Origin of the sequence: Metasolibacillus meyeri (genome assembly GCF_003049505.1) — a bacterium.
Classification (GTDB): domain Bacteria; phylum Bacillota; class Bacilli; order Bacillales_A; family Planococcaceae; genus Metasolibacillus; species Metasolibacillus meyeri.
This window is the reverse complement of record NZ_PYWN01000038.1, coordinates 75208-101284: the sequence shown is the minus strand read 5'-3', so window position 1 is coordinate 101284 and position 26077 is coordinate 75208. Positions and strand designations below refer to the sequence as shown.

Annotated in this window: 26 protein-coding genes and 1 pseudogene; 21 read left to right on the top strand and 6 right to left on the bottom strand. The window is 38.8% G+C overall.

All coding sequences use genetic code 11. The annotated features are described in order from the left end of the window. The first annotated feature begins 144 nt into the window (after positions 1–144). Positions 145–381: pseudogene (locus C9J34_RS06850) on the top strand (DUF3977 family protein). A 229-nt stretch (positions 382–610) separates the two neighbouring features. Here the strand turns inward: C9J34_RS06850 and C9J34_RS06845 are convergent. From C9J34_RS06845 to C9J34_RS06835, 3 genes are all read right to left on the bottom strand, one after another. Beyond that, positions 611–1558, bottom strand: a complete 948-nt coding sequence (locus C9J34_RS06845; RefSeq protein ID WP_107839110.1) for an L-lactate dehydrogenase — start codon at positions 1556–1558, stop codon at positions 611–613. Positions 1559–2010: 452 nt separating this feature from the next. Beyond that, a complete protein-coding gene (gene guaC / locus C9J34_RS06840; protein ID WP_107839115.1) occupies positions 2011–2994 on the bottom strand; it encodes a GMP reductase in 984 nt (327 codons plus the stop codon). A gap of 434 nt (positions 2995–3428) precedes the next feature. Beyond that, positions 3429–3743 (bottom strand): YbjQ family protein, encoded by a 315-nt coding sequence (locus C9J34_RS06835; protein WP_107839109.1) that lies wholly within the window; start codon positions 3741–3743, stop codon positions 3429–3431. A gap of 208 nt (positions 3744–3951) precedes the next feature. Between C9J34_RS06835 and C9J34_RS06830 the strand changes: the two genes are divergently transcribed. The 8 genes from C9J34_RS06830 to C9J34_RS06795 all read left to right on the top strand — a co-directional run bounded on the left by C9J34_RS06830 (position 3952) and on the right by C9J34_RS06795 (position 10727). Then, on the top strand, positions 3952–4398 hold the full coding sequence (locus C9J34_RS06830) for an SRPBCC family protein (RefSeq protein WP_107839108.1): 447 nt from the start codon (positions 3952–3954) through the stop codon (positions 4396–4398). 102 nt (positions 4399–4500) lie between these two features. After that, entirely contained in the window at positions 4501–5103 is a 603-nt protein-coding gene (locus tag C9J34_RS06825; RefSeq protein WP_107839107.1) for a class I SAM-dependent methyltransferase, read from the top strand. 263 nt (positions 5104–5366) lie between these two features. After that, the gene (locus tag C9J34_RS06820) at positions 5367–6584 is read left to right on the top strand and encodes an ABC transporter substrate-binding protein (RefSeq protein ID WP_420799121.1); all 1218 of its coding nucleotides are present in this window, start codon (positions 5367–5369) and stop codon (positions 6582–6584) included. 269 nt (positions 6585–6853) lie between these two features. Beyond that, entirely contained in the window at positions 6854–7729 is an 876-nt protein-coding gene (locus C9J34_RS06815) for a branched-chain amino acid ABC transporter permease (protein WP_107839106.1), read from the top strand. Between the two features lie 10 nt (positions 7730–7739). Next, positions 7740–8678 (top strand): branched-chain amino acid ABC transporter permease, encoded by a 939-nt coding sequence (locus C9J34_RS06810; RefSeq protein WP_107839105.1) that lies wholly within the window; start codon positions 7740–7742, stop codon positions 8676–8678. Continuing rightward, positions 8675–9448 (top strand): ABC transporter ATP-binding protein, encoded by a 774-nt coding sequence (locus C9J34_RS06805; RefSeq protein ID WP_107839104.1) that lies wholly within the window; start codon positions 8675–8677, stop codon positions 9446–9448. Before C9J34_RS06810 ends, C9J34_RS06805 begins: the two co-directional genes overlap by 4 nt. Beyond that, positions 9448–10155, top strand: a complete 708-nt coding sequence (locus C9J34_RS06800; RefSeq protein WP_107839103.1) for an ABC transporter ATP-binding protein — start codon at positions 9448–9450, stop codon at positions 10153–10155. The genes C9J34_RS06805 and C9J34_RS06800 overlap by 1 nt, the downstream gene beginning before the upstream one ends. A gap of 74 nt (positions 10156–10229) precedes the next feature. After that, entirely contained in the window at positions 10230–10727 is a 498-nt protein-coding gene (locus tag C9J34_RS06795) for a cupin domain-containing protein (protein ID WP_107839102.1), read from the top strand. Between the two features lie 67 nt (positions 10728–10794). Here C9J34_RS06795 and C9J34_RS06790 read toward each other — a convergent pair whose 3' ends face one another. Then, positions 10795–11514, bottom strand: a complete 720-nt coding sequence (locus C9J34_RS06790; RefSeq protein ID WP_107839101.1) for a DUF6904 family protein — start codon at positions 11512–11514, stop codon at positions 10795–10797. A 23-nt stretch (positions 11515–11537) separates the two neighbouring features. After that, entirely contained in the window at positions 11538–12239 is a 702-nt protein-coding gene (gene rluF, locus C9J34_RS06785; RefSeq protein ID WP_107839100.1) for a 23S rRNA pseudouridine(2604) synthase RluF, read from the bottom strand. Positions 12240–12491: 252 nt separating this feature from the next. Here rluF and adh point away from each other — a divergent pair, with 252 nt between their 5' ends. The 3 genes from adh (at position 12492) to C9J34_RS06770 (ending at position 15028) form a co-directional block, all read left to right on the top strand. Beyond that, positions 12492–14012, top strand: a complete 1521-nt coding sequence (gene adh / locus C9J34_RS06780) for an aldehyde dehydrogenase (RefSeq protein ID WP_107839099.1) — start codon at positions 12492–12494, stop codon at positions 14010–14012. A gap of 65 nt (positions 14013–14077) precedes the next feature. Next, positions 14078–14440 carry a DUF779 domain-containing protein gene (locus C9J34_RS06775; RefSeq protein WP_107839098.1) on the top strand — a complete coding sequence of 121 codons (363 nt, stop codon included), beginning with the start codon at positions 14078–14080 and terminating at the stop codon, positions 14438–14440. 111 nt (positions 14441–14551) lie between these two features. Then, positions 14552–15028: an acyl-CoA thioesterase gene (locus C9J34_RS06770; protein WP_107839097.1), complete on the top strand. Its 477-nt coding sequence runs from the start codon at positions 14552–14554 to the stop codon at positions 15026–15028. Positions 15029–15135: 107 nt separating this feature from the next. Here C9J34_RS06770 and C9J34_RS06765 read toward each other — a convergent pair whose 3' ends face one another. Beyond that, complete coding sequence (locus tag C9J34_RS06765) at positions 15136–16455, bottom strand: globin-coupled sensor protein (RefSeq protein ID WP_238600587.1); 1320 nt, start codon at positions 16453–16455, stop codon at positions 15136–15138. A gap of 184 nt (positions 16456–16639) precedes the next feature. Between C9J34_RS06765 and C9J34_RS06760 the strand changes: the two genes are divergently transcribed. The 9 genes from C9J34_RS06760 (at position 16640) to C9J34_RS06720 (ending at position 26067) form a co-directional block, all read left to right on the top strand. Continuing rightward, entirely contained in the window at positions 16640–16852 is a 213-nt protein-coding gene (locus tag C9J34_RS06760) for an acyltransferase (RefSeq protein WP_107839095.1), read from the top strand. Positions 16853–16942: 90 nt separating this feature from the next. Next, positions 16943–17248 (top strand): DUF4870 domain-containing protein, encoded by a 306-nt coding sequence (locus tag C9J34_RS06755; RefSeq protein WP_107839094.1) that lies wholly within the window; start codon positions 16943–16945, stop codon positions 17246–17248. A 205-nt stretch (positions 17249–17453) separates the two neighbouring features. Beyond that, positions 17454–17921, top strand: coding sequence for a CtsR family transcriptional regulator (locus C9J34_RS06750; protein WP_107839093.1), 468 nt, complete (start codon positions 17454–17456; stop codon positions 17919–17921). A gap of 14 nt (positions 17922–17935) precedes the next feature. Further along, the gene (locus C9J34_RS06745; protein WP_107839092.1) at positions 17936–18466 is read left to right on the top strand and encodes a UvrB/UvrC motif-containing protein; all 531 of its coding nucleotides are present in this window, start codon (positions 17936–17938) and stop codon (positions 18464–18466) included. After that, positions 18463–19557 carry a protein-arginine kinase McsB gene (locus C9J34_RS06740; protein ID WP_107839091.1) on the top strand — a complete coding sequence of 365 codons (1095 nt, stop codon included), beginning with the start codon at positions 18463–18465 and terminating at the stop codon, positions 19555–19557. The genes C9J34_RS06745 and C9J34_RS06740 overlap by 4 nt, the downstream gene beginning before the upstream one ends. Further along, on the top strand, positions 19547–21991 hold the full coding sequence (locus C9J34_RS06735; RefSeq protein ID WP_107839090.1) for an ATP-dependent Clp protease ATP-binding subunit: 2445 nt from the start codon (positions 19547–19549) through the stop codon (positions 21989–21991). Before C9J34_RS06740 ends, C9J34_RS06735 begins: the two co-directional genes overlap by 11 nt. Positions 21992–22330: 339 nt before the next feature. Next, positions 22331–23275, top strand: coding sequence for a methyl-accepting chemotaxis protein (locus C9J34_RS06730; protein WP_238600586.1), 945 nt, complete (start codon positions 22331–22333; stop codon positions 23273–23275). Between the two features lie 227 nt (positions 23276–23502). Beyond that, complete coding sequence (gene radA / locus C9J34_RS06725; RefSeq protein ID WP_107839088.1) at positions 23503–24879, top strand: DNA repair protein RadA; 1377 nt, start codon at positions 23503–23505, stop codon at positions 24877–24879. Positions 24880–24996: 117 nt separating this feature from the next. Next, complete coding sequence (locus C9J34_RS06720) at positions 24997–26067, top strand: PIN/TRAM domain-containing protein (protein WP_107839087.1); 1071 nt, start codon at positions 24997–24999, stop codon at positions 26065–26067. Positions 26068–26077: the final 10 nt, after the last annotated feature.

Here is a 26077-nt window from a genome sequence, read left to right as displayed (position 1 = left end):
TTCTCCTGTCGCGAAAGTGTAACGTCAGCGACAAATTCTTTTTGTATCGAAAGCATAGTGGCACCACTTCCATAAGAAGAGGAATTTTTCAAGCAAGCTCGAAAAAATCTAGATGCAATCATAATTGAGTGGAGGGATTTGTCGGTGAAGTATATAGAATTAGGATTTGGTAACAGATGGTTTGTGCGTACTGAATTTGAGCAAAGCGATGGGACGGAGTATGAAAAGAAAGGTATTGTTGGTCCTGTTCATTTTCAATCGCTCTATATAAGAGTGTGACTTGGGAAGACGGTTATTATTCTGGATTCTAAGGAAGGCTTTAAAAAGAAGAAAAAATCAAGGCACGCCTTCAAATGCATTGTTGGTATGATGAGTACATAAATTTAAAAACGTAGAATAAAATCCAAAAAACGATTGGGGAAATGTTTCCCCAATCGCTTTATGGTTGAAAGAACTAAAAGGACACAATAAAAAATTAAGCAGTTAGAAGGTGATTCCTATATTGAATAGGGGTCATCTTTTTTAAGTTCCACTAATCATAATAATTGTTATAGTAAACCATATAATGATTTATTTTTGATAGTTCGATTTATTCTTCAAGTAGCTTCATCTAAATAATTGGCTTCATAGTTTCCTTCAATATAGAAACAGAGCGCTGAAATTGTTCTTGCTCTTGGTCATTCAGCCTAATTTCAATTACTTCTTGAATTCCTGAACGATTGATTTTTGCAGGTACACCGATATATACATCCTCTTGTCCATATTCACCATTTAGATAGGCAGACACTGTCAAAATGCTATTTTCATTATTTAAGATTGCCTTTGTAATTCGCACAAGAGACATACCAATACCATAATATGTTGCCCCTTTACGCTCAATAATTTGATAGGCTGCATCACGAACATGAATGAAAATATCATCTAAGCTTTCCTTTTTGACATCTTCCTTATATTTCAAAATAGTATCAATGTGTTCCATACCTATCATGGTACGACTCCAAACAGGTAGTTCTGTATCCCCATGCTCGCCAATAATTGCTGCATGGACATTGCGCGTATCCACATTGAAATACTGTCCTAATGCAAAGCGAAGTCGTGCTGTATCTAATACTGTCCCTGAGCCGATAACACGCTCTTTTGGTAAGCCTGATTCCTTCCATGTTACATATGTCAAAATATCTACTGGATTTGTTGCCACTAAAAATATTCCATTGAAGCCACTCGCCATAATGTTGTTAACAATTTCTTTAAAAATTTTCGTATTCTTTTCAACTAACTGTAACCGTGTTTCTCCAGGCTTCTGTGCTAGACCTGCCGTAATCACAACTAAATCCGCGTTACCACAATCCTCATAAGAACCACTCCAAACTTGGATAGGCGAAGGGGCAAATGGAATCCCATGATTTAAATCCATCGCTTCTCCTTCAGCTTTTGCCTCATTGACATCAATTAACACTAACTCCTCTACTACCCCTTGATTAATCAATGAATAAGCATAACTACAACCGACAGCCCCTGTACCAACAACGACTACTCGATTCACTTTTTCTTTAGGCATAACTATTTTACCCCTCTCTCATCTATGTAGTATTAAATAATGAAAAATCCCTCTGCTAATTATAGCGTATGAAATTTTTCTCGGTTCCACTCTCATACTTGTCCAAAGGTGTGTTGAATTAGGCTCTGCAATTAAAATATACGAATTTCATACATCATTATACTGGTATTTAAGAAAATTATAGCATTTAATATAATCTAAATTTGAACAATTCATTAGATTTAAATTAACTGAAGCGTTCTGTCATTTACCTGTTACTCTTATCTCCAGACGTTATTAAATGTTAAAATATGTATATGTTATTTGGGAGGGAGTACATAAATTTAAAACGTAGAATAAATTTCGAAAAACGTGGAATAAACTCTGAAAAATGTGGAATAAATGCCGAAAAACGTAGAATAAAATGAACAAAGCGGTTGGGAAAATGTTTCCCAACTGCTTTGTGGACGTATTTAGTATACTTTATCTCCATTAAAGATAGAGTTTTTCACAACAACATAGTCAACCGTGCGGATAGAATCGAGCTTTGTGCCACCTGCGTATGAAATAGAGGATTGTAAATCTTGCTCCATTTCAATTAGTGTATCCTTTAAAGGACCTTTATGGTCAACATACATCTTTTTGCCTTCAACGTTTTTCTTTTCGCCTTTTTGGAATTCAGAGGCTGAACCGAAGTATTCTTTCACAACTTTACCATCTACTTCGATTGTTTCACCTGGCGATTCCTCATGACCTGCGAATAATGAACCGATCATCACCATCGTTGCACCGAAGCGCACAGATTTTGCGATATCACCATGTGTACGAATACCGCCATCTGCGATAATTGGCTTTGACGCAGCTTTGGCACACCAGCGTAAAGCTGCTAATTGCCAGCCACCTGTACCGAAGCCTGTTTTAATTTTTGTAATACATACTTTACCTGGTCCAATTCCAACTTTTGTTGCATCAGCACCGGCGTTTTCAAGCTCACGCACAGCTTCTGGTGTACCAACATTACCAGCGATAACAAAGCTGCCTGGTAAATGCTTTTTCAAATGCTGAATCATACGAATTACTGCGTTTGAATGACCGTGTGCGATATCAATTGTGACGAATTCAGGCACTAAGTTTTCAGCCGCTAATTGCTCTACAAAAGCGTATTCCTCTTCTTTTACACCAACGCTAATTGAAGCGATTAAACCACGAGCATGCATATTTTTAATAAAGTCGATACGCGTTTCTGGATTGAAGCGGTGCATTATATAGAAATAGCCCCCTTCAGCTAACATTAAAGCAATTTTTTCATCAATGATTGTTTGCATATTAGCAGGTACAACAGGTAATTTAAATTTATGTCCACCAAGTGTAACAGACGTATCACATTGTGAACGGCTGTCTACGATACATTTATTAGGTATTAATTGAATATCTTCATAATCAAATACGTTATCCATCATAGTAAGCACCTCTAAAAACGAATATTTTTTTTATTACAGACGAAATTGTTCGCCATTTGGTAATTTACATGATTTCAGAACAAATGTCAAAGGAAACATCATAATAAAAAGAAAAATAAGTAGTTAAAATAATGAAATGGTTACATAAGTAATATTTTGTATGAAGGATTTTAGCTGGAAGCAAAAGCAAACATGGATGCTAAACTAAAGAAAATAAATAGCAAACTCCCTTACTTCTCTTAGTCGTGCTAATCTATTCACTTTACATCCATAGAAATATTAAATAAAGAATCGAAAGAAATAATCTTAGTTACTAAATAAATTAAACGATCGAATTAAGAAACCCGAACATTAGCAAAATATTGCCGGAGCGTTTTGCTAATGTTCGGGTTTTACTTTAACTACAATGCATCTGTTTTAAATCTCTCACTTTAACGATATGTGACTGCTGTACCAGTGGCAACAACCATCATCATGCCATCGCGTATCGTTTCGAAGTCCAAATCCACACCAATGACAGCATTTGCACCTAATTGCTTAGCACGTCCAATCATTTCATCAATCGCAATTTGTCTACCTTCTGATAATTTCTCTTCATATGCACCGCTACGTCCACCGATAATATCTGTAACAGACGCGAAAATATCGCGTACAACGTTTGCCCCCATAATCGCCTCACCTGTTACAATGCCATGATAAGTTTCAATTGTTTTGCCCTCAAGGTTATTTGTTGTTGTGACTAACATTCAAAACGCCTCCATTTCATGTGTTATTATTAAATACGATTCTGCTATTAAAAGGTTGCCCCTTTAATTGTTAAAAAACACGTTATTTGCTACTATATGAAGTATATTTCTCTTGATTTAGTATGTGCTAAGTTAAGAGAAAGCCTGAACGGGTCAGTTTGAAAAAAACTGAACCGAGGCATAATTGATTGTTTAGGGGGATTGGGGTATGACAACAAGTGTTCATCAAGAAGTGATTCAAATTACGAAAGAAGATTTATGGCAGTTTATTCAAGATAAAGGGCGTTGGGCAGTGCTAATTCCGGGTTATTTACATCATGAATTACCCTCTGCACAGCAAATGATATGGGTATTTCAAGGAGATTTTGGTATTATTCAAAAGGCCGTAAAATTACAATTAGATGAAACGGCAAGTGTAGAAGGAGAAAAATTAGCCTTTAATTTAGTTGGTTTGTCCGATAATATAAATGGTAGTGGCTATTTTGAAATGACACCAGCTAATGGTGGCAGTTATTCATTAACAGGTAGTTTGACGATGACCGCTGGTGGATTTTTAGCTGCAATGATTAATCCTGTGCTTGAAGGTTTCGTGCCGAAAACGGTAGAGGCACTTGTTCAAGCAATGGCTCAAGAGGTTAGTAAAGTAAACAATTAATTGGTAACAAGAAGCCGTCTGAAAAGTCATTTTGAGACGGCTTCTTTGCGCCAAAGAATCATGGATCATGTTTTGCTAAAAATTATAGTGAGGAGGTACGCTATGAAAGAGCATGAATTTGAAAAATTATTACGTATTCATACTGTTGGCTTTCAATATGGTTTTCCCAAACTAACACATTACCATCGTTATGAGCCCACGCCTTACGCGGGATTGGAGCAACTTTTTGACGAATATATATTACCAGACAATGCGGTATTTGTAGATGTTGGTTGCGGTAAGGGGCGCGTGCCAATTTATATTCATTATCGTTTCCACATTCCTGTTGTTGGTATCGAAATGGATGAAAAGTTTTTTGTTGAAGCGCAGCATAATAAAGAGACTTACTTAGAAAAGGCGAAAAAAAAGCATGTACCTATCGCTTTTTTTCATATGTTGGCAGAGCGATATAGCGTGAAAAGTAATGAAAATGTCTTTTTCTTTTTTAACCCTTTCTCTCTTGATATTTTCCGCAAAGTTGTAGCGAATATATTACACTCTTTCGAATATCACCCAAGAAATATACATATTATTTTATACTATCCAGCAATTGATTATTTATTTTATCTTGAGCAGGACACGCCTTTTACGTTACATAGAGAAGTGCGTTTAAAAGATGAGTCAAATGCGAATGAACGCATATGTGTATATACTTTATTATTTTAGTTAATTTGCTTCTATGGTAGTGGTTGCTGTCATAGGAGTAATTTACTAGTGTACTTTGAATGAATTATAAATGAAAATATTAAAAGATTATAGACAAGATAATAAAAATCGAGTAAAATGCAATAACTTCAAATGTCTGAATACTCAGTATATATAGATGTTTCGGAACATTTAAAATTATGTTGAACAGTACGAATGTTTTATGTATAATTATCTGAAAATACTAAACATTATAAAATTGATTGAGAGGGTGTTTTGTAATTATGAAACATTATAAATTAAAGAAATTTGCTTCCGTATTTCTAGCAACTTCAGTTTTAGCAGGTGCATTGGCAGGGTGTGGCGCTGATTCGGGAGGAAGTTCATCATCAAATGGTAGTTCATCAGGTAACTCAGCTGATGGTGATACAATCAAAATTGGTGCAAACCTTGAGCTGTCTGGTGCAGTAGCAACCTATGGCCTATCGATTGCTGATGGCGCAGCATTAGCGTTGGAAGAAATCAATGCAGCGGGCGGTGTTAACGGAAAGAAACTAGAGTTAATCAGAGTAGATAATAAATCGGAAAATGCTGAGGCTGCATCGGCTGCGATTCGTTTAGCGGAGCAGGAAAAAGTGGTAGCAATGATTGGACCAGCTACATCAGGAAATACGGTAGCGACAGTGCAAATTGCAAATCAGCATAAAATCCCTGTTGTAACAGCTTCTGGTACAGCGCCGAATATTACTGAAAATGCAGATGGCACAATTAATGAGTATGCATTCCGTACATGCTTTATTGATCCATTCCAAGGAACTGTAGCGGCGAACTTTGCCATCAATGAGCTTGGTGCAAAAAAAGTAGCAATTTATGCTGATAATGCATCTGACTATGCGAAAGGCTTAGCTGCATCGTTTAAAGAAACAATCGAAGCAAATGGTGGTAAGGTTGTTATTGAACAAGCCTATGTAGCGAAGGATGTAGATTTTAAATCAACATTAACAAATATTAAAGGAGCTAGTCCAGATTTCATTTTCATTCCAGGTTACTATGAAGAAGTAGGTTTAATTGTTAAGCAAGCTCGTGAGCTAGGTATAGAAGTTCCATTAATGGGTGCCGATGGTTGGGATTCTCCAACGCTAGTTGATCTAGCCGGAAAAGATGCATTAAATAATACGTACATTACAAATCACTATTCATCTGAAGATCCAGATGCAACAATTCAGAAGTTTGTAGAGGCATTCAAAGGAAAATACAACCAAGCACCAAATGCCTTCCATGCTTTAGGATATGACACTGTGTACTACTTAAAAGATGCAATTGAACGTGCAGGCGATAATGTTACAGGCGAAGCGATTAAAAATATGCTAGCTGAAACAAAAGATTTAAGCTTAGTGACAGGTACATTTACAGTAGATGAAAAACACAACCCAGTTAAATCAGCAACAGTTCTTGAATTCAAAGACGGCAATCAAGTGTTCAACTCTAAAGTGAATCCTTAATCGTTAAGTGACATGAGAGGGCTGTTTGAAAAGTGAGCTAACGCGCTACTTTCCAGACAGCCATTGATGTGTTTAGGAGTGTTGGCTATTTGAAAAAGTGTTCATATTTTAGAGAAATTAAAACACTGAATTCAAGGTCTCCTCACTAAAGTCTAAAACGAATAAGTAAAACTTGAATTCGGGCTGTTTGGAAGTGATTTTGGGCTTTTCCGACAGCCCCTTTTACTGTCTATTTGTTGATTTATGTCAAAGTAAAAGGAGTGAGGATAATGGAATGGATACAGCAAATTGTAAATGGAATTTCACTCGGTAGTATTTATGCACTAATTGCTCTTGGTTATACAATGGTTTACGGGATTATTAAGTTAATTAACTTTGCACATGGTGACGTTTTCATGCTTGGTGCGTTTATAGGATTCTTTGCGATAGCTAGATGGGATATGCATTTTATTCCAGCATTATTGATGGCAATGATTTTATGTGCGGTGATAGGGGTTATTATTGAAAGGGTCGCTTATAAGCGCCTTCGTAATGCAACGCGAATCGCAGCGTTAATTACCGCAATTGGGGTATCGTTATTAATTGAATACACGGTTATTTTCTTCCGCGGGGCATCACCAGAGGCATATCCAACAGTTTTTGAAAAATCAGCATTAAATATTTTCGGTGTACAAATTGATACAAAATCTATTTTTATTTTAGCCGTTTCAATCTTTTTAATGCTATTGTTACAGTTTATTGTGCATCGCACGAAAATTGGTAAAGCGATGCGTGCTGTTTCACATGATGCAGATGCAGCGCGTTTAATGGGTATTAACGTAGACAATACAATCTCAGCAACGTTCGCAATTGGCTCAGCGTTAGCAGGGGCAGCAGGTGTTATTTTCGGTATTTACTATACGCGTATTGAACCGTTAATGGGCGTATTACCAGGTTTGAAAGCATTCGTTGCAGCCGTGCTAGGCGGTATTGGTATTATTCCAGGTGCGATGGTTGGTGGTCTTGTACTTGGCGTGGTTGAAACAATTGTTAGTGCACTAGGCTTCTCGTTATGGCGTGACGCAGCAGCATTCGTTATTTTAATCTTAATTTTAATTTTACGACCATCGGGTATTTTCGGTAAAAATGCTCGTGAGAAAGTGTAGGTGAGTGAGGATGAAAAAGTCTAAAATCTTTTGGGGCTATGCAATCATAGCGCTGGTGATTTATATAGTCGTGCAAACTCTCATTTCTTCTGGCATGGTCAACTCTTATTATCAAAATATGCTCATTACGATGTGTATTAATGTCATGTTAGCAGTTAGCTTGCATCTTGTCATTGGAGTAACAGGACAGTTTTCGATTGGACACGCAGGATTTTTAGCAGTGGGTGCCTATATATCAGCTATTTTCACAATGAAGCTAGGCATGCCATTTTCGATGGCCATTTTAGCTGGTGCGCTTGTTGCGATGTTAGCAGGACTACTAGTTGGTATTCCAACTTTACGTTTAAGAGGAGACTATTTGGCGATTGCTACACTTGGATTTGCGGAAATTATACGTATTATCTTTTTAAATATTGATTATGTCGGCGGGGCAGCTGGCATGCAAGTAACACATCAATCTACTTGGACTTATGCGTTTATAGGTGTTGTGATTACGATTATCGTCATTTCTAACTTTACAAATTCCCGTCACGGTCGTGCCTGTATTTCGATTCGTGAAGATGAGATTGCTGCGGATGCGATGGGGATTAATACAACTTATTATAAAGTAGCGGCATTTGCCATTGGTTCGTTCTTTGCAGGGATAGCAGGTGCAATATATGCGCATAACTTCTACATTATTCAGCCAACAGCATTTGGCTTCTTAAAATCATTTGATATTTTAATTTTAGTTGTACTTGGTGGATTAGGCAGTCTGTCGGGTGCAGTCTTGGCAGCCGTTTTCTTAACATTCGTTTCGACATATTTACAGGCGTTTCCTGAAACACGTATGATTATTTATTCGCTTGTATTAATTTTAGTTATGCTATATCGACCAAAAGGTTTAATGGGAACAAAGGAAATTACAGACTTATTCAAGTTCGGTAAAAAAGGAGGTACGAAGGTATGAGTACACTTCTTAAAGTAGATGGTTTAGGCATTCAATTTGGCGGTTTAAAGGCTGTACAAAACGTGGATATGTATATGAGCCAAGGGGAGCTTATTGGTTTAATTGGACCGAATGGTGCAGGCAAAACAACGACCTTTAATATGTTGACAGGGGTGTATGCGCCAACAGAAGGTACCATTACATTTGCTGGCAAGCAAATCCAAGGGCTCGACCCGTATAAAGTGACGCGTGGCGGTATTAGCCGTACTTTCCAAAATATTCGTTTATTTAAAGAGTTATCAGTACTAGATAATGTAAAAGTAGCGAATCACTCTTTAGCAAATCATAATATTTTATCTTCTATTTTCCGCCTGCCAAAGCATTTTTCAGGTGAGGCCAAAATGGAGGAGGCATCGCTCGCATTTTTAAAGATTTTCGGCTTAGATGTATATAAGGATGAGCTATCGAAAAACTTACCGTATGGGATGCAACGTCGCTTAGAAATCGCACGTGCGCTTGCAGCGGGCCCACAGCTCTTGCTGTTAGATGAGCCAGCAGCTGGGATGAATCCGCAGGAAACGAAAGAATTAATGGATCTTATTGCATTTATTCGTAAAGAATTTAATTTAACTATTTTATTAATTGAGCATGATATGAGTTTAGTTATGGGAATTTGTGAGCGAATTTATGTGCTTGACCATGGTCAGTTAATTGCTGAAGGGTCACCAGAGGAAATTCGTTCAAATCCAAAGGTTATTGAGGCGTATTTAGGAGAGGAGGTAACGGAATAATGCTGAAAGTAAATGATATTGACGTGTACTATGGGAATATCCAAGCATTAAAGGGCATCTCCTTAGAGGTAAATGAGGGTGAGATTGTAACGTTAATTGGAGCGAATGGTGCAGGAAAAAGTACGTTGCTCAAAACGATATCAGGTTTGCTTAAACCAAAGAAAGGCTCTGTCGAATATTTAGGCTCAGCAATTGATGGCAAGGCAGCACAGTCCATCGTAAAGGCTGGTATTTCTCATGTACCAGAGGGGCGTCGTGTATTTTCTAACATGACGGTAGAGGAAAATTTAGAGCTCGGTGCCTATTTACGTAAAGATCGAGAGGGTATAAAAAAAGATATGGCGCATGTCTATGAGCTATTCCCACGTCTTTTTGAGCGCCATAAGCAACTGTCTGGTACATTATCAGGTGGCGAACAGCAGATGCTAGCAATGGGACGCGCATTAATGGCCAAGCCAAAGTTAATTTTAATGGATGAGCCATCAATGGGTCTTGCACCTCTAATGGTAAAAAACATTTTCAATATTATTGAAATGGTCAATAAAGAAGGTGTGACGGTGTTACTAGTTGAGCAAAATGCTCATATGGCATTGTCTGTTGCACATCGAGCATACGTATTAGAAACGGGTAAAATTGTCTTATCTGGCTCAGCGAAAGAGCTACAAGAGAGCGATGAGGTCAAAGCGGCTTATCTTGGCGGTTTATAGAATAAAGGAGTTGTCTTGCATTTTGGCAAGATGGCTCTTTTTTGTTAATGTAGACAAGAGAGGAGTGATTGTATATGACACAGTCAGCACAGTTTTATATTGAGCAATTACAGTTAGACAAACATCCAGAGGGTGGTTATTATAAGTCGAGTTTCCGAGCTAATGAGGAAATGGCAACGCGCGATGTTTTACGACCAATCTACACAAGTATTTATTTTTTATTACGTTCACAGGATATTTCGCATCTTCATCGTTTACAGTCAGACGAATTATGGTATTATCATGTCGGGAGTCCGTTAACTGTACATATGATTCATCCAGATGGTACATATGAAGCAAAGAAACTAGGCATAAATATTGCGGCAGGGGAAGTGCCACAAATTCTAGTACCGAAGTATACTATTTTTGGTTCATCAGTTGATGATGCAGACACATTTAGCTTAGTTGGCTGTATGGTGGCACCAGGCTTTGATTTCGCTGATTTTGAATTGTTTACACAGAGTGAGCTAGTAGCAGATTATCCGCAGCATGAAGCAGTTATTCGCAAGATGGCTTATGCAGAGTTGAAATAGCGACTAACAGATAAAAACAGCGCAAACAATCCATGTTTTTTCAATGGATTGTTTGCGCTTTTTAAGGTTACCAATCAATAAACTCAGGATATTTCAATGAGATTTGTAGGTCGTGCAACGCATGTTTTGTTTCTTTAGCTGCCTGCATAAGTTGATCTAATAATAAGTTGTAATCCTCACCTTCAACCACTAAACGGATGGCAAAGGCAGAAAGGTGTGCAGCTCGTTCTTCTTTTGATAAGGATAAGTATTCGATATTAAGTACATCGACATATTGTGTAGCGTAACGGAAGTAGGCAGCCACTTTTTCATTTAACACATGTAGGAAAATAGCGTAATGCTCCTCGCCAATTAATTCATACAAATTATCTATAACGAGTGCTTGGAAGTTACGTACTGTTGCAATATGCTGATTCCATGGTGAGTCATCAATTAATTCCTGATGTAAACGGATAAAATCGTTTAAGGCAATGGTTGTGAAGAGCAATTCTGGCCATAAAATATCAACACCAAAATATATATTTTTTTCAGGCATCATCTTTTTTTGCTTTATTTGGATGCCACGATTAATGCCGTTTGCGATGTAGTCGATATGGTGCTCGCCCTTAGTTGCTTGACGCAGCTTATAACAAACATTCAAAATGCGATCCCAAGAGCCTTGATAATCATAGTAGCGCTTTTCATCACCTGTAATTTGGTAAATTGCATTTACGAGCTGATCTAAGTCCCAATAGTCACCGCTTATACGGGCACCTGTTAGTAAAGTTGTTGGTTGAATTGTGAGCATGTCTCGATCCCCCTTGACTCGTGCTACGATTGTTTGTAGTTAAGATTTTTGAATAATTCCTTTCGCTCTTGCTCTGTTAAATCGCGCCACTGTCCAACTTTTAAGTTGCCTAAGTGAATATTCATAATGCGAATGCGCTGTAGTCGTTTAACAGAGTAGCCAAGCGCTGAGCACATGCGACGAATTTGGCGATTTAAGCCTTGTTCTAAAATAATTTTAAATACATTGTTCGATACTTTTTCAACACGACAAGGTAATGTCGTTGTATCTAAAATATCGACACCAGATGCCATTTTTTGCAGAAATTTGTCGGTAATCGGTTTATCAACTTGCACGACATATTCCTTTTCATGATGGTGCTCAGCACGTAAAATTTCATTGACGATATCACCATCGTTCGTCAACAATAATAAACCTTCGGAATCTTTGTCTAAACGCCCAATATGGAAAATACGCAAAGGGTGATTGACGAAATCGACAACATTGTCTTTAACATGCTTTTCAGTTGTACTTGTAATGCCAACTGGTTTGTTGAGTGCAATGTAAACAAGCTGCTCTTCCCTTGAAACTGGCTGACCATCTACACAGACGATGTCGCCCTCCTGTACCTTGCTGCCGATTGTAGCGAGCTCACCATTGATTGTAATTCGACCTTCTTCAATCCATTTATCTGCACCACGTCGTGACACCGCACCTGTTTCTGCTAGAAATTTATTAATACGCATAGTTTATCATCCTTTAATTTGAATAATGTAAGTATACAATATTTAGTATGCAATAAGGAATCATGGATGCTTAATATAAAGTTTTCTTGTTGGAAATATAGGGAATGGAAGTTAGAGATTTGGAGATATAAAAATTGAAATATTCAACCTTTTCTGACAAAATGGTATATAAGACTACCTTTCTACTAACATAGGCTACAGCATAGCATATAGGGTACGTTCTAATATTCATAACGAAGAGGAGAGAATTGAATGGTATATGCATTTCCAAACACAGAAGGCGCATTGATTCATTTTAAGGAGCGTTATGACAACTATATTGGAGGTAAATGGACACCGCCTACAAAAGGACAGTATTTTGATAATCCAACGCCTGTAACAGGGCAAGTGTTCACACAGGTGGCACGCTCTACAGAGGAGGATATTGAGCTCGCACTTGACGCAGCACATGCAGCGAAAGAAGCATGGGGAAGCACATCAGCAACAGAGCGCAGTAATATTTTATTAAAAATTGCAGATCGTATAGAGGCGAACCTTGAAATGTTAGCGGTAGCTGAAACTTGGGAGAATGGGAAAGCGGTACGCGAAACGTTAAATGCAGATATTCCGTTAGCGATTGACCATTTCCGTTATTTTGCGGGGGTTATTCGTGCGCAGGAAGGTTCATTAAGTCAACTTGATAATAATACAGTAGCTTATCACTTCCATGAGCCGATCGGGGTTGTAGGACAAATTATCCCTTGGAACTTCCCTATTTTAATGGCAACATGGAAGCTTGCACCTGCACTTGCAGCAGGAAACTGTGTTGTATTAAAGCCAGCGGAGCAAACGCCTGTATCTATTTTAGTATTGATAGAGTTAATTGAAGATTTATTACCACCAGGTGTATTGAATATTGTAAACGGTTTCGGTTTAGAAGCAGGTAAACCACTTGCATCAAGCTCACGTATTGGTAAAATTGCCTTTACGGGTGAAACAACAACAGGACGTTTAATTATGCAATATGCATCACAAAGTATCATCCCTGTAACGTTAGAGTTAGGTGGCAAATCGCCAAATATTTTCTTTGAGGATATTATGGCACAGGATGATGAGTTTTTAGATAAAGCGGTAGAAGGCTTTGTCATGTTCGCATTAAACCAAGGGGAAGTATGTACATGTCCTTCGCGTGCATTGATTCAAGAATCGATTTATGAGCCGTTTATGGAGCGCGTATTGAAGCGTGTAGAGGCGATTAAAACGGGTAATCCACTTGATCCGAATACGATGATGGGTGCACAAGCCTCTACAGAGCAAATGGAAAAAATTCTTTCTTACTTAGATATTGGGAAACAAGAAGGGGCGGAGTGTCTAGTTGGTGGCGCACGCAATCAATTAGAGGCTGATTTTGCAGACGGTTATTATATTCAACCGACTGTTTTCAAAGGCGATAACAAAATGCGTATTTTCCAAGAGGAGATTTTTGGACCTGTTGTAGCTGTCACAACGTTTAAAACGAAGGAAGAGGCTTTGGAAATTGCGAATGACACATTATATGGCTTAGGTTCAGGTATTTGGACACGCGATATGAATACAGCATATCGTTTCGGTCGCGGCATTCAAGCTGGACGTGTTTGGACAAATTGTTATCACCAATACCCAGCCCACGCGGCATTTGGTGGATATAAAATGTCAGGTATCGGTCGAGAAAACCATAAGATGATGTTAAGCCACTATCAGCAAACGAAAAACTTATTAGTGAGCTATGACCCGAATCGAGCAGGCTTCTTCTGATTAAATGAAAATTCAATGAGTGGGCTGATGGTCCATTCGTTGTTAATGAAGCGAGGTGCTAAATGATGGTTGAGCGTGTAATCGCTACAGACGCAACACTCGATTTAATTCATTTGTTGGCTGAACGTCATGGACCTATTATGTTTCATCAATCAGGGGGCTGCTGTGATGGTTCTTCACCAATGTGCTACCCACAAGGCGATTTGTTTTTAGGAGATCAAGATATACTACTTGGTGAGATTGGTGGCGCACCATTTTATATACACAAAAATCAGTTTGAGTATTGGAAGCACACACAGCTCATTATTGATGTGGTTGATGGACGAGGCGGTATGTTTTCCTTAGAAGGTGTAGAAGGCAAGCGCTTTTTAACAAGGTCGCGTGTTTTTACACCAGAAGAACAGCAGCAATTGAATATGGAGCATTAAATGAAAGACCGATTCGCAAGGCGAATCGGTCTTATTCATCGTAAAACATTTGAATTTCCTCGAACTGGCATGTAACATATAAGAGAAAATTGCTCTTAAAGGAGATTAAATATGGGAAATGCTATGCCAATGAGTTATTCACGTACAATTCAAACACGTCTTGTGCTTCCGCCAGATACGAATCATCATGGGTCTATCTTTGGTGGACGCGTATTAGCTTATATTGATGAAATTGCAGCGATTGTAGCGATGACACATGCGAAAGGAGATGTTGTCACAGCCTCAATCGACTCAGTTGATTTTGTTTCTCCTGCGTATGTAGGTGATGTATTAGAGTTAGAAGGCATTGTGACATCGACAGGGCGCACTTCGATGGAAATTTATGTGCGTGTTGTAACGCGTAATATAAAAACACGTGAGGAGCGTTTAACAACGGAATCTTTCGTTACGATGGTAGCGATTGATGCTGAAGGCAAGCCAAGAGAGGTGCCAACCGTTTATCCAGAAACAGAAACCGAAAAGCGCCTATTCGAAACTGCACCGAAGCGTAGGGAATACCGTAAAGCAAAGCGAGCGTTGCAGCATTAAGGTAGAGCATATCATTTCTAAATTGCTCGAATGCCGTTCACGGCGATTGCTAAAGGGATATATGGAAAGTCGTGCTTTTGCCTACTTTCTATATATCCCTTTTGATTTTAATCTTCTAATCCATTAATTTTTGTTACGATTTGCAATAATTCATCGGAAGATGCAGCAACGATTGTAGATGCTTCAGTTAATTCAGCAATTAAATTGGAAATTGTACGAATATCATCTGTTGTATTCATGTATTGCTGCTTAATACCAGACACTGCCTCAGTAATTGAGGTAAATGAGGATGCAAGATTTTGTTGTGTCTCGACTGTTTGTTGCACTTGTGAATCTACATCTTGTACAGAATTAGCCATGCTTAAAATATTGTCCTCTGTTTCTTTAATTAAGTGTGCTACGTTTTGAACAGCTGTTTTTGTTTCTTCTGCTAGCTTTCTTACTTCGTCTGCTACAACTGCAAACCCTTTACCATGCTCGCCAGCACGAGCTGCTTCAATGGATGCATTAAGCGCTAATAAGTTTGTTTGATCTGCTATGCCTGTAACAAGTCCGACAATTTCCGAAATCTTTTGCGAGGATGTACGTAAAGCTGTCATGGAAGTTTCTAATGTTTCAACACCCGTTAAAATTGTATTCATTAAACGAGTTTGTGTTTCAAGGTGACTCGTACCTAAATTTGATTTTTCCTCTGTTTCAGCTACAAAGGCTAAACCTTGCTCAGTAGCAGAGCTAATTCCTTCTGCTTGATGCGAAATGGATTGCAGTGATGCGGACGTTTCTTCGCTAGTGGAACTCAGTTCTCTGGAAGTATCTTGTAATGTATCAATGAGTGCTAGCTTAGAGGCCTCTAGCTCTAAACGGATGCGCTCCTCTTCATTTTCATAGGCCTCAATAACAAGCTGTTGCTCAAAGTTAATTATTTTTGAAAAGGCATTAACTGCTCTAATACATTCTTCTTTTGATAAATCTAAGTCATTAATAAAATCGATAAATGTTGACATTAATGATTGAAATGATGCGATATACCATTTTGATTTTAAACCAATTCGTACATGAACATGTGCGATAACTTTGCGTTCTTCTATATAAGCAGCATTAATTTTACTATTAAAAAGATCGTTTAAATGTTTCGTTAAAGTGCCTTTTAAACGGTCAATATGTGAATTTGATTGAATAATTGCTACTAAATTGGGCTGTAGGCTGATTGCGCCATAAAATTGCTCAACCATTGTAGGAACTAAATCTTTGGCAAATGGTTGAAGTTGCTTCAAAATAGCTAGGTCCTCTATTGTCAATTTAAGCAATTGTAATTGTTTCGTTAAGTCAGGGTAATTATTAACATCTAATTGAACTTGGGGTATATATTTTGATGTTTCAAAAAAAGTTGGTTGTTTCGTAGTTTTTTTTGTAAACCAGTTCGCCATTATTTTCTCCATCCCACAATGTAATTTGTATAGTTCATCTATCCTTTAACAATAAAAAGTACAACATTCCTATTGTACTATTTGAAATACTAATTTTGCAATGTTTTGTTGCTCGTTTCAATTTGTCTTTTTAGGGGCGACAAGGTAGAATTAAATTGATTAAATGATGAAGGAGTATCGCGCGATGAAATTTTATAAAGGGCGTTTAAAATATGTGATTCCGCTTTCTGTAGTTGTAGGTGTTTCATCAACAATGATGATATTTAATAGGTATGAAGAGGTGCCTTCATTGCATAAATTTTTAATTATTGTAGGGGCTGTCTTTTTCTCGGCTGTAATTTCTTATTTCCTATTTCCGCAGGCTGGCGATAATCCAGATGATAGAGGCCCATACTAAACTAATGTTTTTTTGAACAAAAATGAATCTTTCTATAACCTTTTACCGTATATAAAGTACAAACATATAATAAAGAGAGGTTGATTGAATATGGAAGATAAATGGTCAAAAGTAATTATTCATGCAAGCGCATTTTTTGCACCAGTGTTAGTGCCAATTCTATTTTTCTTAATTAGTTCAGACGAGGCTGTAAAACGTTTATCGATACAAGCTTTATTATTCCAAGGTGTGATGTGGGTGCTTGTCACAATTTCAGGAATTTTATCATGGATTTTAATCGGTCTTCCATTCTTGCTTGTGTTCTCCATTATGTTAATTGTTGTACCGATTATTGGTATTGTGAAAGCATTAAACGAAACAGAATGGGATTACCCAATTGTCGGAAATTGGGTATAAGTTTTAAAAGTATAAAAAATGGCAAAACTTCTAATGCAGAGGTTTTGCTTTTTTTTTTGTTTATTGTATGAGTGCCAGGCACTCATACAATTCTCACACAATTTCTTTTTGCATGAGACCTTTTAATTGCATTTCGTTTTCGCTGTTTTTATAATTAAGTCAAAGATAGTCAAAGTCAATTATGGAATTGAGGTGAGAGACAATCGTGCGGAATATATCTGATATTATAGAAGGTTATTTGAAACAAGTTCTCGAATTAAGTGGTCAGGAGCATATTGAAATCAAACGTAGCGAGATTGCAGATAAATTTCAATGCGTTCCGTCTCAAATCAATTACGTTATTAATACAAGGTTTACAGCAGAACGAGGTTATTTAGTAGAAAGTAAGCGTGGTGGTGGTGGCTATATTCGTATTTTGCGTGTTGAAATTCATTCAAAGGCAGCGTTAATGGACGATATGATAGCGCAAGTTGGTGATGCCGTGACACAGCAAGCGGTGGAGCATATGGTATATCGTTTGATTGATGAGGACATCATTACAAAGCGAGAGGCAAAGCTTATACTATCGGCGATTGATCGTTCAACATTAGCACTTCCGTTACCACTACGAGACCAAGTTCGTGCATATATAGTAAAGGCGATGTTTATTACGTTGAAATACGACAATAAATAAGGTAGGTGATTCGCGTGATTTGTGAACATTGTAAACAGAGACACGCCTCTGTCACAGTGACGAAAGTACAAAATGGGCAAACAGTTGCAAAGCATTATTGCGAGCATTGTGCATCAAAATTTCATCCATTTCAGACGGATATACAGGAAGAGCCTGTAGCATTACATCAGCTTATTTCCAATTGGTTCGGCGTACCGATGTGGAAAAGTACACAGACGGAAGAAAAAAAGGCTACACAAAACGCATGCCCATCATGCAGCGTCACATATCGTCAATTTTTAAAGCAAGGAAAGTTTGGCTGTGCGGAGTGCTATAGCACATTCAGAGAGCAATTACCGCCAGTGTTTAGTCGCTTGCAGGCAGGTACATCGCATACGGGGAAATCCGTAGCGATTAGCATAGAGCAGCTAAAGCAAAAAATAGAGGAAATCCGTCAGCACATGCAGTATGCAATCGAAGAAGAACGCTTTGAGGATGCTGCGAAAATGCGTGATGAAATAAAATCAATTCAGCATAAGCTTGATGCTGGAGGTGTAGATGTATGAATATCGAGCATTTTTTAAAGCGTGCCCCACAATCCATGATGGGGAGTGGTGAAGATTCTGATATCGTCATGACAACACGCATTAGACTTGCTAGAAATATGGCCAATACCCGCTTTCCGCTAAGCTCTTCACAGCAAGAGGCAAATGAAGTACTAGAGAAGCTTATGAAAGCATTCTTGACACCGCAGGAGCAATTAAATTTTTCTTATTTTCGAATGGCAGATTTATCACAATTAGAGCGCCAATTGTTAGTAGAGAAGCATTTAATTAGCCCATATTTAGCGAAGCATAAAGAGGCAGCTGCTGTCTTTTTATCAACGGACGAATCAATAAGCGTCATGGTGAACGAAGAGGATCATGTACGTATTCAAGTATTGAGTCCAGGCTTGCAGTTAATGGAGACATATGAACGGGCAAGTGCGCTAGATGATCGATTAGGCAAGCAAGTAAGCTATGCATACGATGAGCAGTTCGGCTATTTAACGAGCTGCCCAACAAATGTAGGTACAGGGCTGCGTGCATCCATTATGATGCATTTACCAGCACTGACAATGTCAAAGCAGATGAATGTCTTAGTTCAAATGATGACACGTTTAGGTATGGTTGTACGCGGTATATATGGAGAGGGTAGCGAAAATTTGGGCAATATTTATCAAATCTCCAACCAAGTAACACTAGGGAAATCAGAGCGTGAAATTTTAGAGGAACTCCAAAAGGTTGTTGAACAAATTATTGAGAAAGAACGCAATGCACGCAAAAAATTGTTAGAGCGTGCGTATGTCACATTGGATGACCGCGTGAATCGAGCACTCGGAACATTGCGTTATGCGCGTGTATTAACGAGTGAGGAAGCAGCATCATGCTTATCAAACGTTCGGTTAGGGGTAGATTTAAAGATGATTCATGGAATCTTGCCGAGTAGTTTAAATGAATGTGTGATGTTAATTCAGCCAGGTTTTGTGCAGCAATATGCAGGTACGATGCTTGATGCGGTTGACCGTGATATATACCGAGCAAAATACGTCCAAGAAAAATTGGGTAAAGATCGTTTAACTACAGGTGAAAAGGGAGAGGAATCTTATGATGTTTAATCGTTTTACACAACGCGCACAAAAAGTTTTGCAGTTAGCACAGGAGGAAGCGATTCGTTTAAATCATGACGCTATTGGAACGGAGCATATTTTACTTGGTCTTGTTCGTGAAGGTGGCGGCATTGCTGCGAAAGCATTGGAAGCTATCGGTGTTAGCCCACAAACGATTGAAGAAGGGATCGAAGAGCTAGTTGGCAAAGGAACTGAAAAGGTAGGTTTAACAGTAAGCTACACGCCACGAGCAAAAAAAGTCATTGAATTATCTGTGGATGAATCACGTAAATTAGGTCATTCCTATATTGGAACAGAGCATATTTTATTAGCGTTGATTCGCGAGGGGGAAGGGATTGCGGCACGCGTCTTAGCCAATGCAGATGTTAGCTTAAACAAAGCACGTCAGCAAGTTTTGCTATTACTAGGCAGTAACGATACAGCCCAACCGGGTGGTAGCGCAGCAAGCCCAACAGCTAGTACGCCTACTTTAGATGGCTTAGCCCGTGATTTAACGGCAATTGCCCGTGAAGGCTCATTAGATCCAGTAATTGGACGTTCAAAAGAAATTACACGTGTTGTCGAAGTATTATCACGCCGTACAAAAAATAACCCTGTATTGATTGGTGAGCCGGGTGTAGGTAAAACAGCTATTGCAGAAGGTCTAGCACAGCAAATCATTAATAATGAAGTGCCAGAAACTTTACGTGATAAGCGTGTGATGACGCTTGATATGGGGACAGTTGTTGCAGGTACAAAATACCGTGGTGAGTTTGAGGATCGCTTGAAAAAAGTAATGGATGAAATTCGCCAGGCAGGAAATATTATTTTATTTATCGATGAGCTACACACATTAATTGGCGCAGGTGGAGCAGAGGGCGCAATTGACGCTTCTAATATTTTAAAACCTTCATTAGCACGAGGTGAGTTGCAATGTATCGGTGCTACAACATTGGATGAGTATCGCAAATACATCGAGAAGGATGCTGCTCTAGAGCGCCGCTTCCAACCAATTCAAGTTGATGAGCCATCTGTTGAAGAGACAATTCAAATTATATATGGTTTACGTGATCGTTATGAGGCACATCACCGTGTAAAAATTACGGATGAAGCAGTGGAAGCAGCAGCAAAATTATCAGACCGTTACATTTCAGACCGCTTCTTACCAGATAAAGCAATCGATTTAATCGATGAAGCTGGTTCGAAAGTACGCCTACGCTCATTTATTGTACCGCCAAACTTAAAAGAGCTTGAGGAGCGATTAGAAAGCGTCCGTTCTGAGAAGAATGCAGCTGTATCAAGCCAAGAGTTTGAAAAGGCGGCTGCTTTACGCGACTCTGAGCAAAAGCTAAAAGAAGAAGTAGAGCAAACAACGAAAGAGTGGAAGGAATCGCAAGGCAAGGCAGAATCTCAAGTAACCGTTGATGATATCGCAACAGTTGTGTCAATGTGGACAGGAATTCCTGTAAATAAAATTGCACAAGAGGAATCTGCGAAGCTGTTAAACTTAGAGGAAGAGTTGCATAAGCGAGTAGTTGGTCAAGGCGAGGCAGTTGAAGCAATTTCACGTGCGATTCGTCGTGCCCGCGCTGGCTTAAAAGATCCGAAGCGTCCAATTGGCTCATTTATTTTCCTAGGTCCTACGGGTGTAGGTAAAACAGAGTTAGCCCGCGCATTAGCAGAAGTAATGTTCGGCGATGAGGATGCGATGATTCGCATTGATATGTCTGAATATATGGAGAAACACGCAACTTCTCGTTTAGTAGGCGCACCTCCAGGCTATGTAGGCTTTGATGAAGGTGGTCAATTAACAGAAAAGGTACGCCGTAAACCATATTCAGTTGTGCTCTTGGATGAAATCGAAAAAGCGCATCCAGATGTATTTAATATTTTATTACAAGTATTAGAGGATGGTCGTTTAACAGACTCAAAAGGACGTCTCGTTGACTTCCGCAACACAGTTGTTATTATGACATCGAACGTGGGAGCAGATGCACTGAAATATCAAAAGAATTTAGGCTTCAGCGTTGGCAGTTCAGAGTCGAAGCATAAAGATATGAAGAGTACGATGCTTGAGGAGCTGAAGAAGGCATTCCGCCCAGAGTTCCTAAACCGTATCGACGAAATGATTGTGTTCCACTCGTTAGAAAAAGAACACTTAACAGAAATTATTTCACTAATGGCAACTTCTTTAACGAAGCGTCTACAAGAGCAAAACATCGAGCTAGAGCTGACAGATACTGCACTTGTGAAAATCGCTGATGAAGGCTACGATCCACAATACGGCGCACGTCCATTGCGCCGTGCACTGCAAAAGCATGTGGAGGACCGCCTATCCGAAGAGCTATTAAAAGGCACAGTATTAACAGGCGGCACAATTATTTTCGATTATGTTAATGATGAGTTTGTTGTACGTGCAAAGGAAAGTGCTGTAGAGGCTTAATTGATAAAACGCGAGAAATCCTATTGATTTCTTGCGTTTTTCTTTATGGCGCTAAGTTTGTTAGACGAAAGGGCTGATTTAACTTGATTCAGCAAATCTTCTCCTGGCGCGAAAGTGTAGCGTCAGCGGCAAATTCTTTTTGTATCGAAAACGAAATCAAAATCAATTGTGCGATTAGCAAAGCTCTTGTGTGCGAATTATTACGTTGGACCTAGTAAATAGGCAGAGATGAGCGCTCCAAGACGAAAATGATGACAAAATAGTTTATTAATTGTTAGAAAATAAGTAAAATGAATGGGAAAGCAAATTTTTACTTGGGGTGATAGGACTATGTTCACAATGTTTCAATCAAAAAAAGAAGATATCGAGCAATTTAAAACAAAGATTGATGAGTTAAATGCGCAGCTTGATAAAAAGGATCACGAGTTTCAAATTTTTTTAAATGAATTACATAAAGAAATTATTTCAACAATTGAGCAACATGATAAAGTAAATAATCAGCATGTCGTGTTAGGTCAAATGGTTGGCGAAATATTAGGGGAATTTAATAAAGTAGAGAATAGCACGATTCAGTCGAACCATATTGCAGAAAATGCATTAAGCAAAGGCAATATTTTAATTTCTTCCTCTAATCAAATGGCAACATTATCCGTGGAGAGTAAGCAGGCTGTACATGAAGTGGAGCAGTTAATTGACTCTTTAGGGGAGCAATCACAAAAAACGTCTGCAAGCATGAGTGATTTAAGTGAACGCTCTAAGCAAATTGCAGAAATTGTTAATGTTATTGGCGAAATCTCAAATCAGACAAACTTACTTGCTTTGAATGCATCCATTGAAGCAGCTCGTGCAGGAGAGCATGGCAAAGGTTTTTCTGTCGTGGCGGAGGAAGTGCGAAAGTTAGCAGAAAGCACGAAAACGAGCACAGAAGATATTGCGAACTTAACCAAGAAAATTGAAGAGCAAATTGTACAAGCCTATGACAACAATAAAAATAATATGCAATTAGTAACAGAGGGCATCCAAAAAAGTGCTGCTACATCCACACAAATAGACGAGCTACTAAATATGATTACAAATGTGCAAGCGGGTATTAATGAGCTGTTAGGCTATATGAAAGACCAAAAAGTATCCAATGAAGATGTCATGAGTAAATTTAAAATGACAACCACTTTATTCGATGAAACAAATAGCGTATTAACAAATCATATCGATGAATCTGAAATTGTCACACGCAAATTATTAGAAGCGGTAGACCAAGTAAAACATTTTCATGCAGGGAAATAAAATATCAGCGAAATATTAATATAGAAAACACTTAATGCGTTCATTTGCGTTAGGTGTTTTTTCATTAGAGATAGAATGTAATATATATTTTGCATTAATTCATCTAAAATTTCGCTTTCAATATAGAGTTCTAAAAGGAAAAAATGATATAGACAACATTCAAAATGAGTAATTAAATTCTAACTCCTAAACTTTGCTATAATAAAACTAAAAACCTCGGAGGTATCATGGCAAAAAAGAAAACGAAATTTACGTGTAATTCATGTGGTTATGAATCGGCAAAGTGGATGGGGCGTTGTCCGGGGTGTGGGCAGTGGAATACGATGGTGGAAGAGGTTGAAATCATTGTGAAGGGCCCTCGCGGAGCTTTCCAGCATTCTAATGCAACGGCGCAAAAGGCTGTGCCAATTATGTCAGTGGAAACAGTAGAGGAAGCACGTATTGTGACGGAGATGACGGAGTTAAACCGTGTGCTTGGTGGAGGTATTGTAGCCGGCTCACTTGTGTTAATCGGTGGCGATCCAGGTATTGGGAAGTCGACGTTATTGCTACAAGTGTCCGCACTGCTTTCCAATCGTGGACAACGTGTGCTTTATATTTCTGGGGAGGAATCAATTCGTCAGACGAAGCTACGCGCGGAGCGTTTAGGTGTCATGTCACAGGAGCTTTACATTTATTCAGAGACAAATTTAGAATTTTTGAATCAAACAATTGATGAGGTGCAGCCGAAGTTTGTCGTGGTTGATTCGATTCAAACGGTGCATCATCCAGAGGTGACAAGTGCGCCAGGCAGCGTGTCGCAGGTGCGTGAGTGTACGGCGGAGCTAATGCGCATTGCAAAAACAAAAAATATTGCGATTTTCCTTGTTGGGCATGTGACGAAGGAAGGGCAAATTGCAGGACCACGCCTTTTAGAGCATATGGTAGATACCGTGCTTTATTTTGAAGGGGAACGTCATCATAACCATCGTATTTTACGTAGCCAAAAAAACCGCTTTGGCTCAACGAATGAGATTGCTATTTTTGAAATGCTACAGGCAGGTTTAAAGGAAGTATTAAATCCATCGGAGCTGTTTTTGCAAGAGCGTTCGCAAGGTGTAGCAGGCTCTACAATTGTTGCATCAATGGAAGGGACCCGTCCGATTTTAGTTGAAATTCAATCACTTGTTACACCGACTAGCTTTAATTATCCAAAGCGTATGGCGACAGGTGTTGACCAAAACCGAGTTCAGTTATTAATGGCAGTGCTTGAAAAACGCATGGGTATGATGCTACAGGCACAGGACGCTTATATTAAGGTAGCAGGCGGTGTGAAGTTGGATGAGCCTGCGATTGATTTAGCTGTTTTGACGTCGATTGTATCCAGCTTTAAGGATCAAGCTGTGCGTGCGACGGATTGCTTTATTGGAGAGGTTGGTTTAACTGGAGAGATACGCCGTGTTTCTCGTATTGAGCAACGTGTACAGGAGGCAGCAAAGCTAGGCTTCCAACGTGCCTTTATTCCAGCATCGAATATCGGTGGCTGGGATTTCCCACTTGGTATTCAGGTTGTTGGTGTGGAAACGATTGGCGATAGCTTGCGTCTTTGTTTTAATGAGCTTTAATCAGAGTGCCAGGCACACAAACAATTCTGAATTGTTTGCGTGCCTGGCACTTGGTCTATTCTTCGCATTAAAACGCAGAACATTGTATAATTATGGTCAAGGAAAGGATGTGATGGAATGTTAAAAAGAGTTATACAAATCGCCTTTTTATTAATCGGGGGAGCGTTGGGCTTTATTTTCTTACCGCCATTATATGAGTTTATGCATTTATCTTCTAATCCGTGGCTTGACAATCCTATTGTTTCGATTATTTTAGGTGCTAGTTTGCTATTTGTTTTATCGTTTTTATTATCCGATTATTGTGTCCGTTTGATTGTTTGGATGGAGGAAGTTCTTTTCAAATTGCCAGTTGCTGATTTACTATTTGGGACATTTGGTTTAATTGTTGGTTTAATTGTAGCGTATTTTATCGGCTTTGCAGTTGAACGCATTCCGATGCGAGGTGTGCCGGAAGTGTTGCCGATTCTTTCCTCCATTATACTGGGTTATTTAGGGTTCCGTATTGGGTTTAAGCAACGAGAGGAATTGTTGCAGTTATTTACCTCTAAAGGCAATGTACAAAAGAAAAAAGTTGCGATGCAGGATGATATTGCATTGTCAAAGCTATTAGATACGAGCGTTATTATTGATGGGCGCATTGCGGATATTTCGGCAACAGGTTTTGTGGAAGGAGCCTTAGTTGTACCACAGTTTGTATTAACTGAATTACAGCATATTGCAGATTCATCCGATACGTTAAAGCGTACACGTGGTCGCAGAGGCTTGGATATTTTAAAAAGGCTACAGGATGAGCGAGCATCACAAGTGTTGATTGTAGATGATGACTTTGAGGACGTGCACGAGGTCGATTTGAAGCTTGTTCGCTTAGCAAAGCAACGCAATGCACAAATTTTAACGAATGATTTTAATTTAAATAAAGTCTGTGAATTGCATAGTGTGCAAGTATTAAATATTAATGATTTAGCAAATGCAGTGAAGCCTGTTGTGATTCCTGGCGAGGATATGCAAGTGGTTGTTATTAAAGATGGCAAGGAGCATAACCAAGGCGTTGCTTATTTAGATGATGGCACGATGATTGTTGTAGAAGGTGGTCGTGGCTATATAGGGCAAGCAATTACGGTAACAGTGACGAGCGTGCTACAAACATCGGCTGGGCGAATGATATTTGCTAAACCGAAGGAAAGTTAGGAAGTGAGCA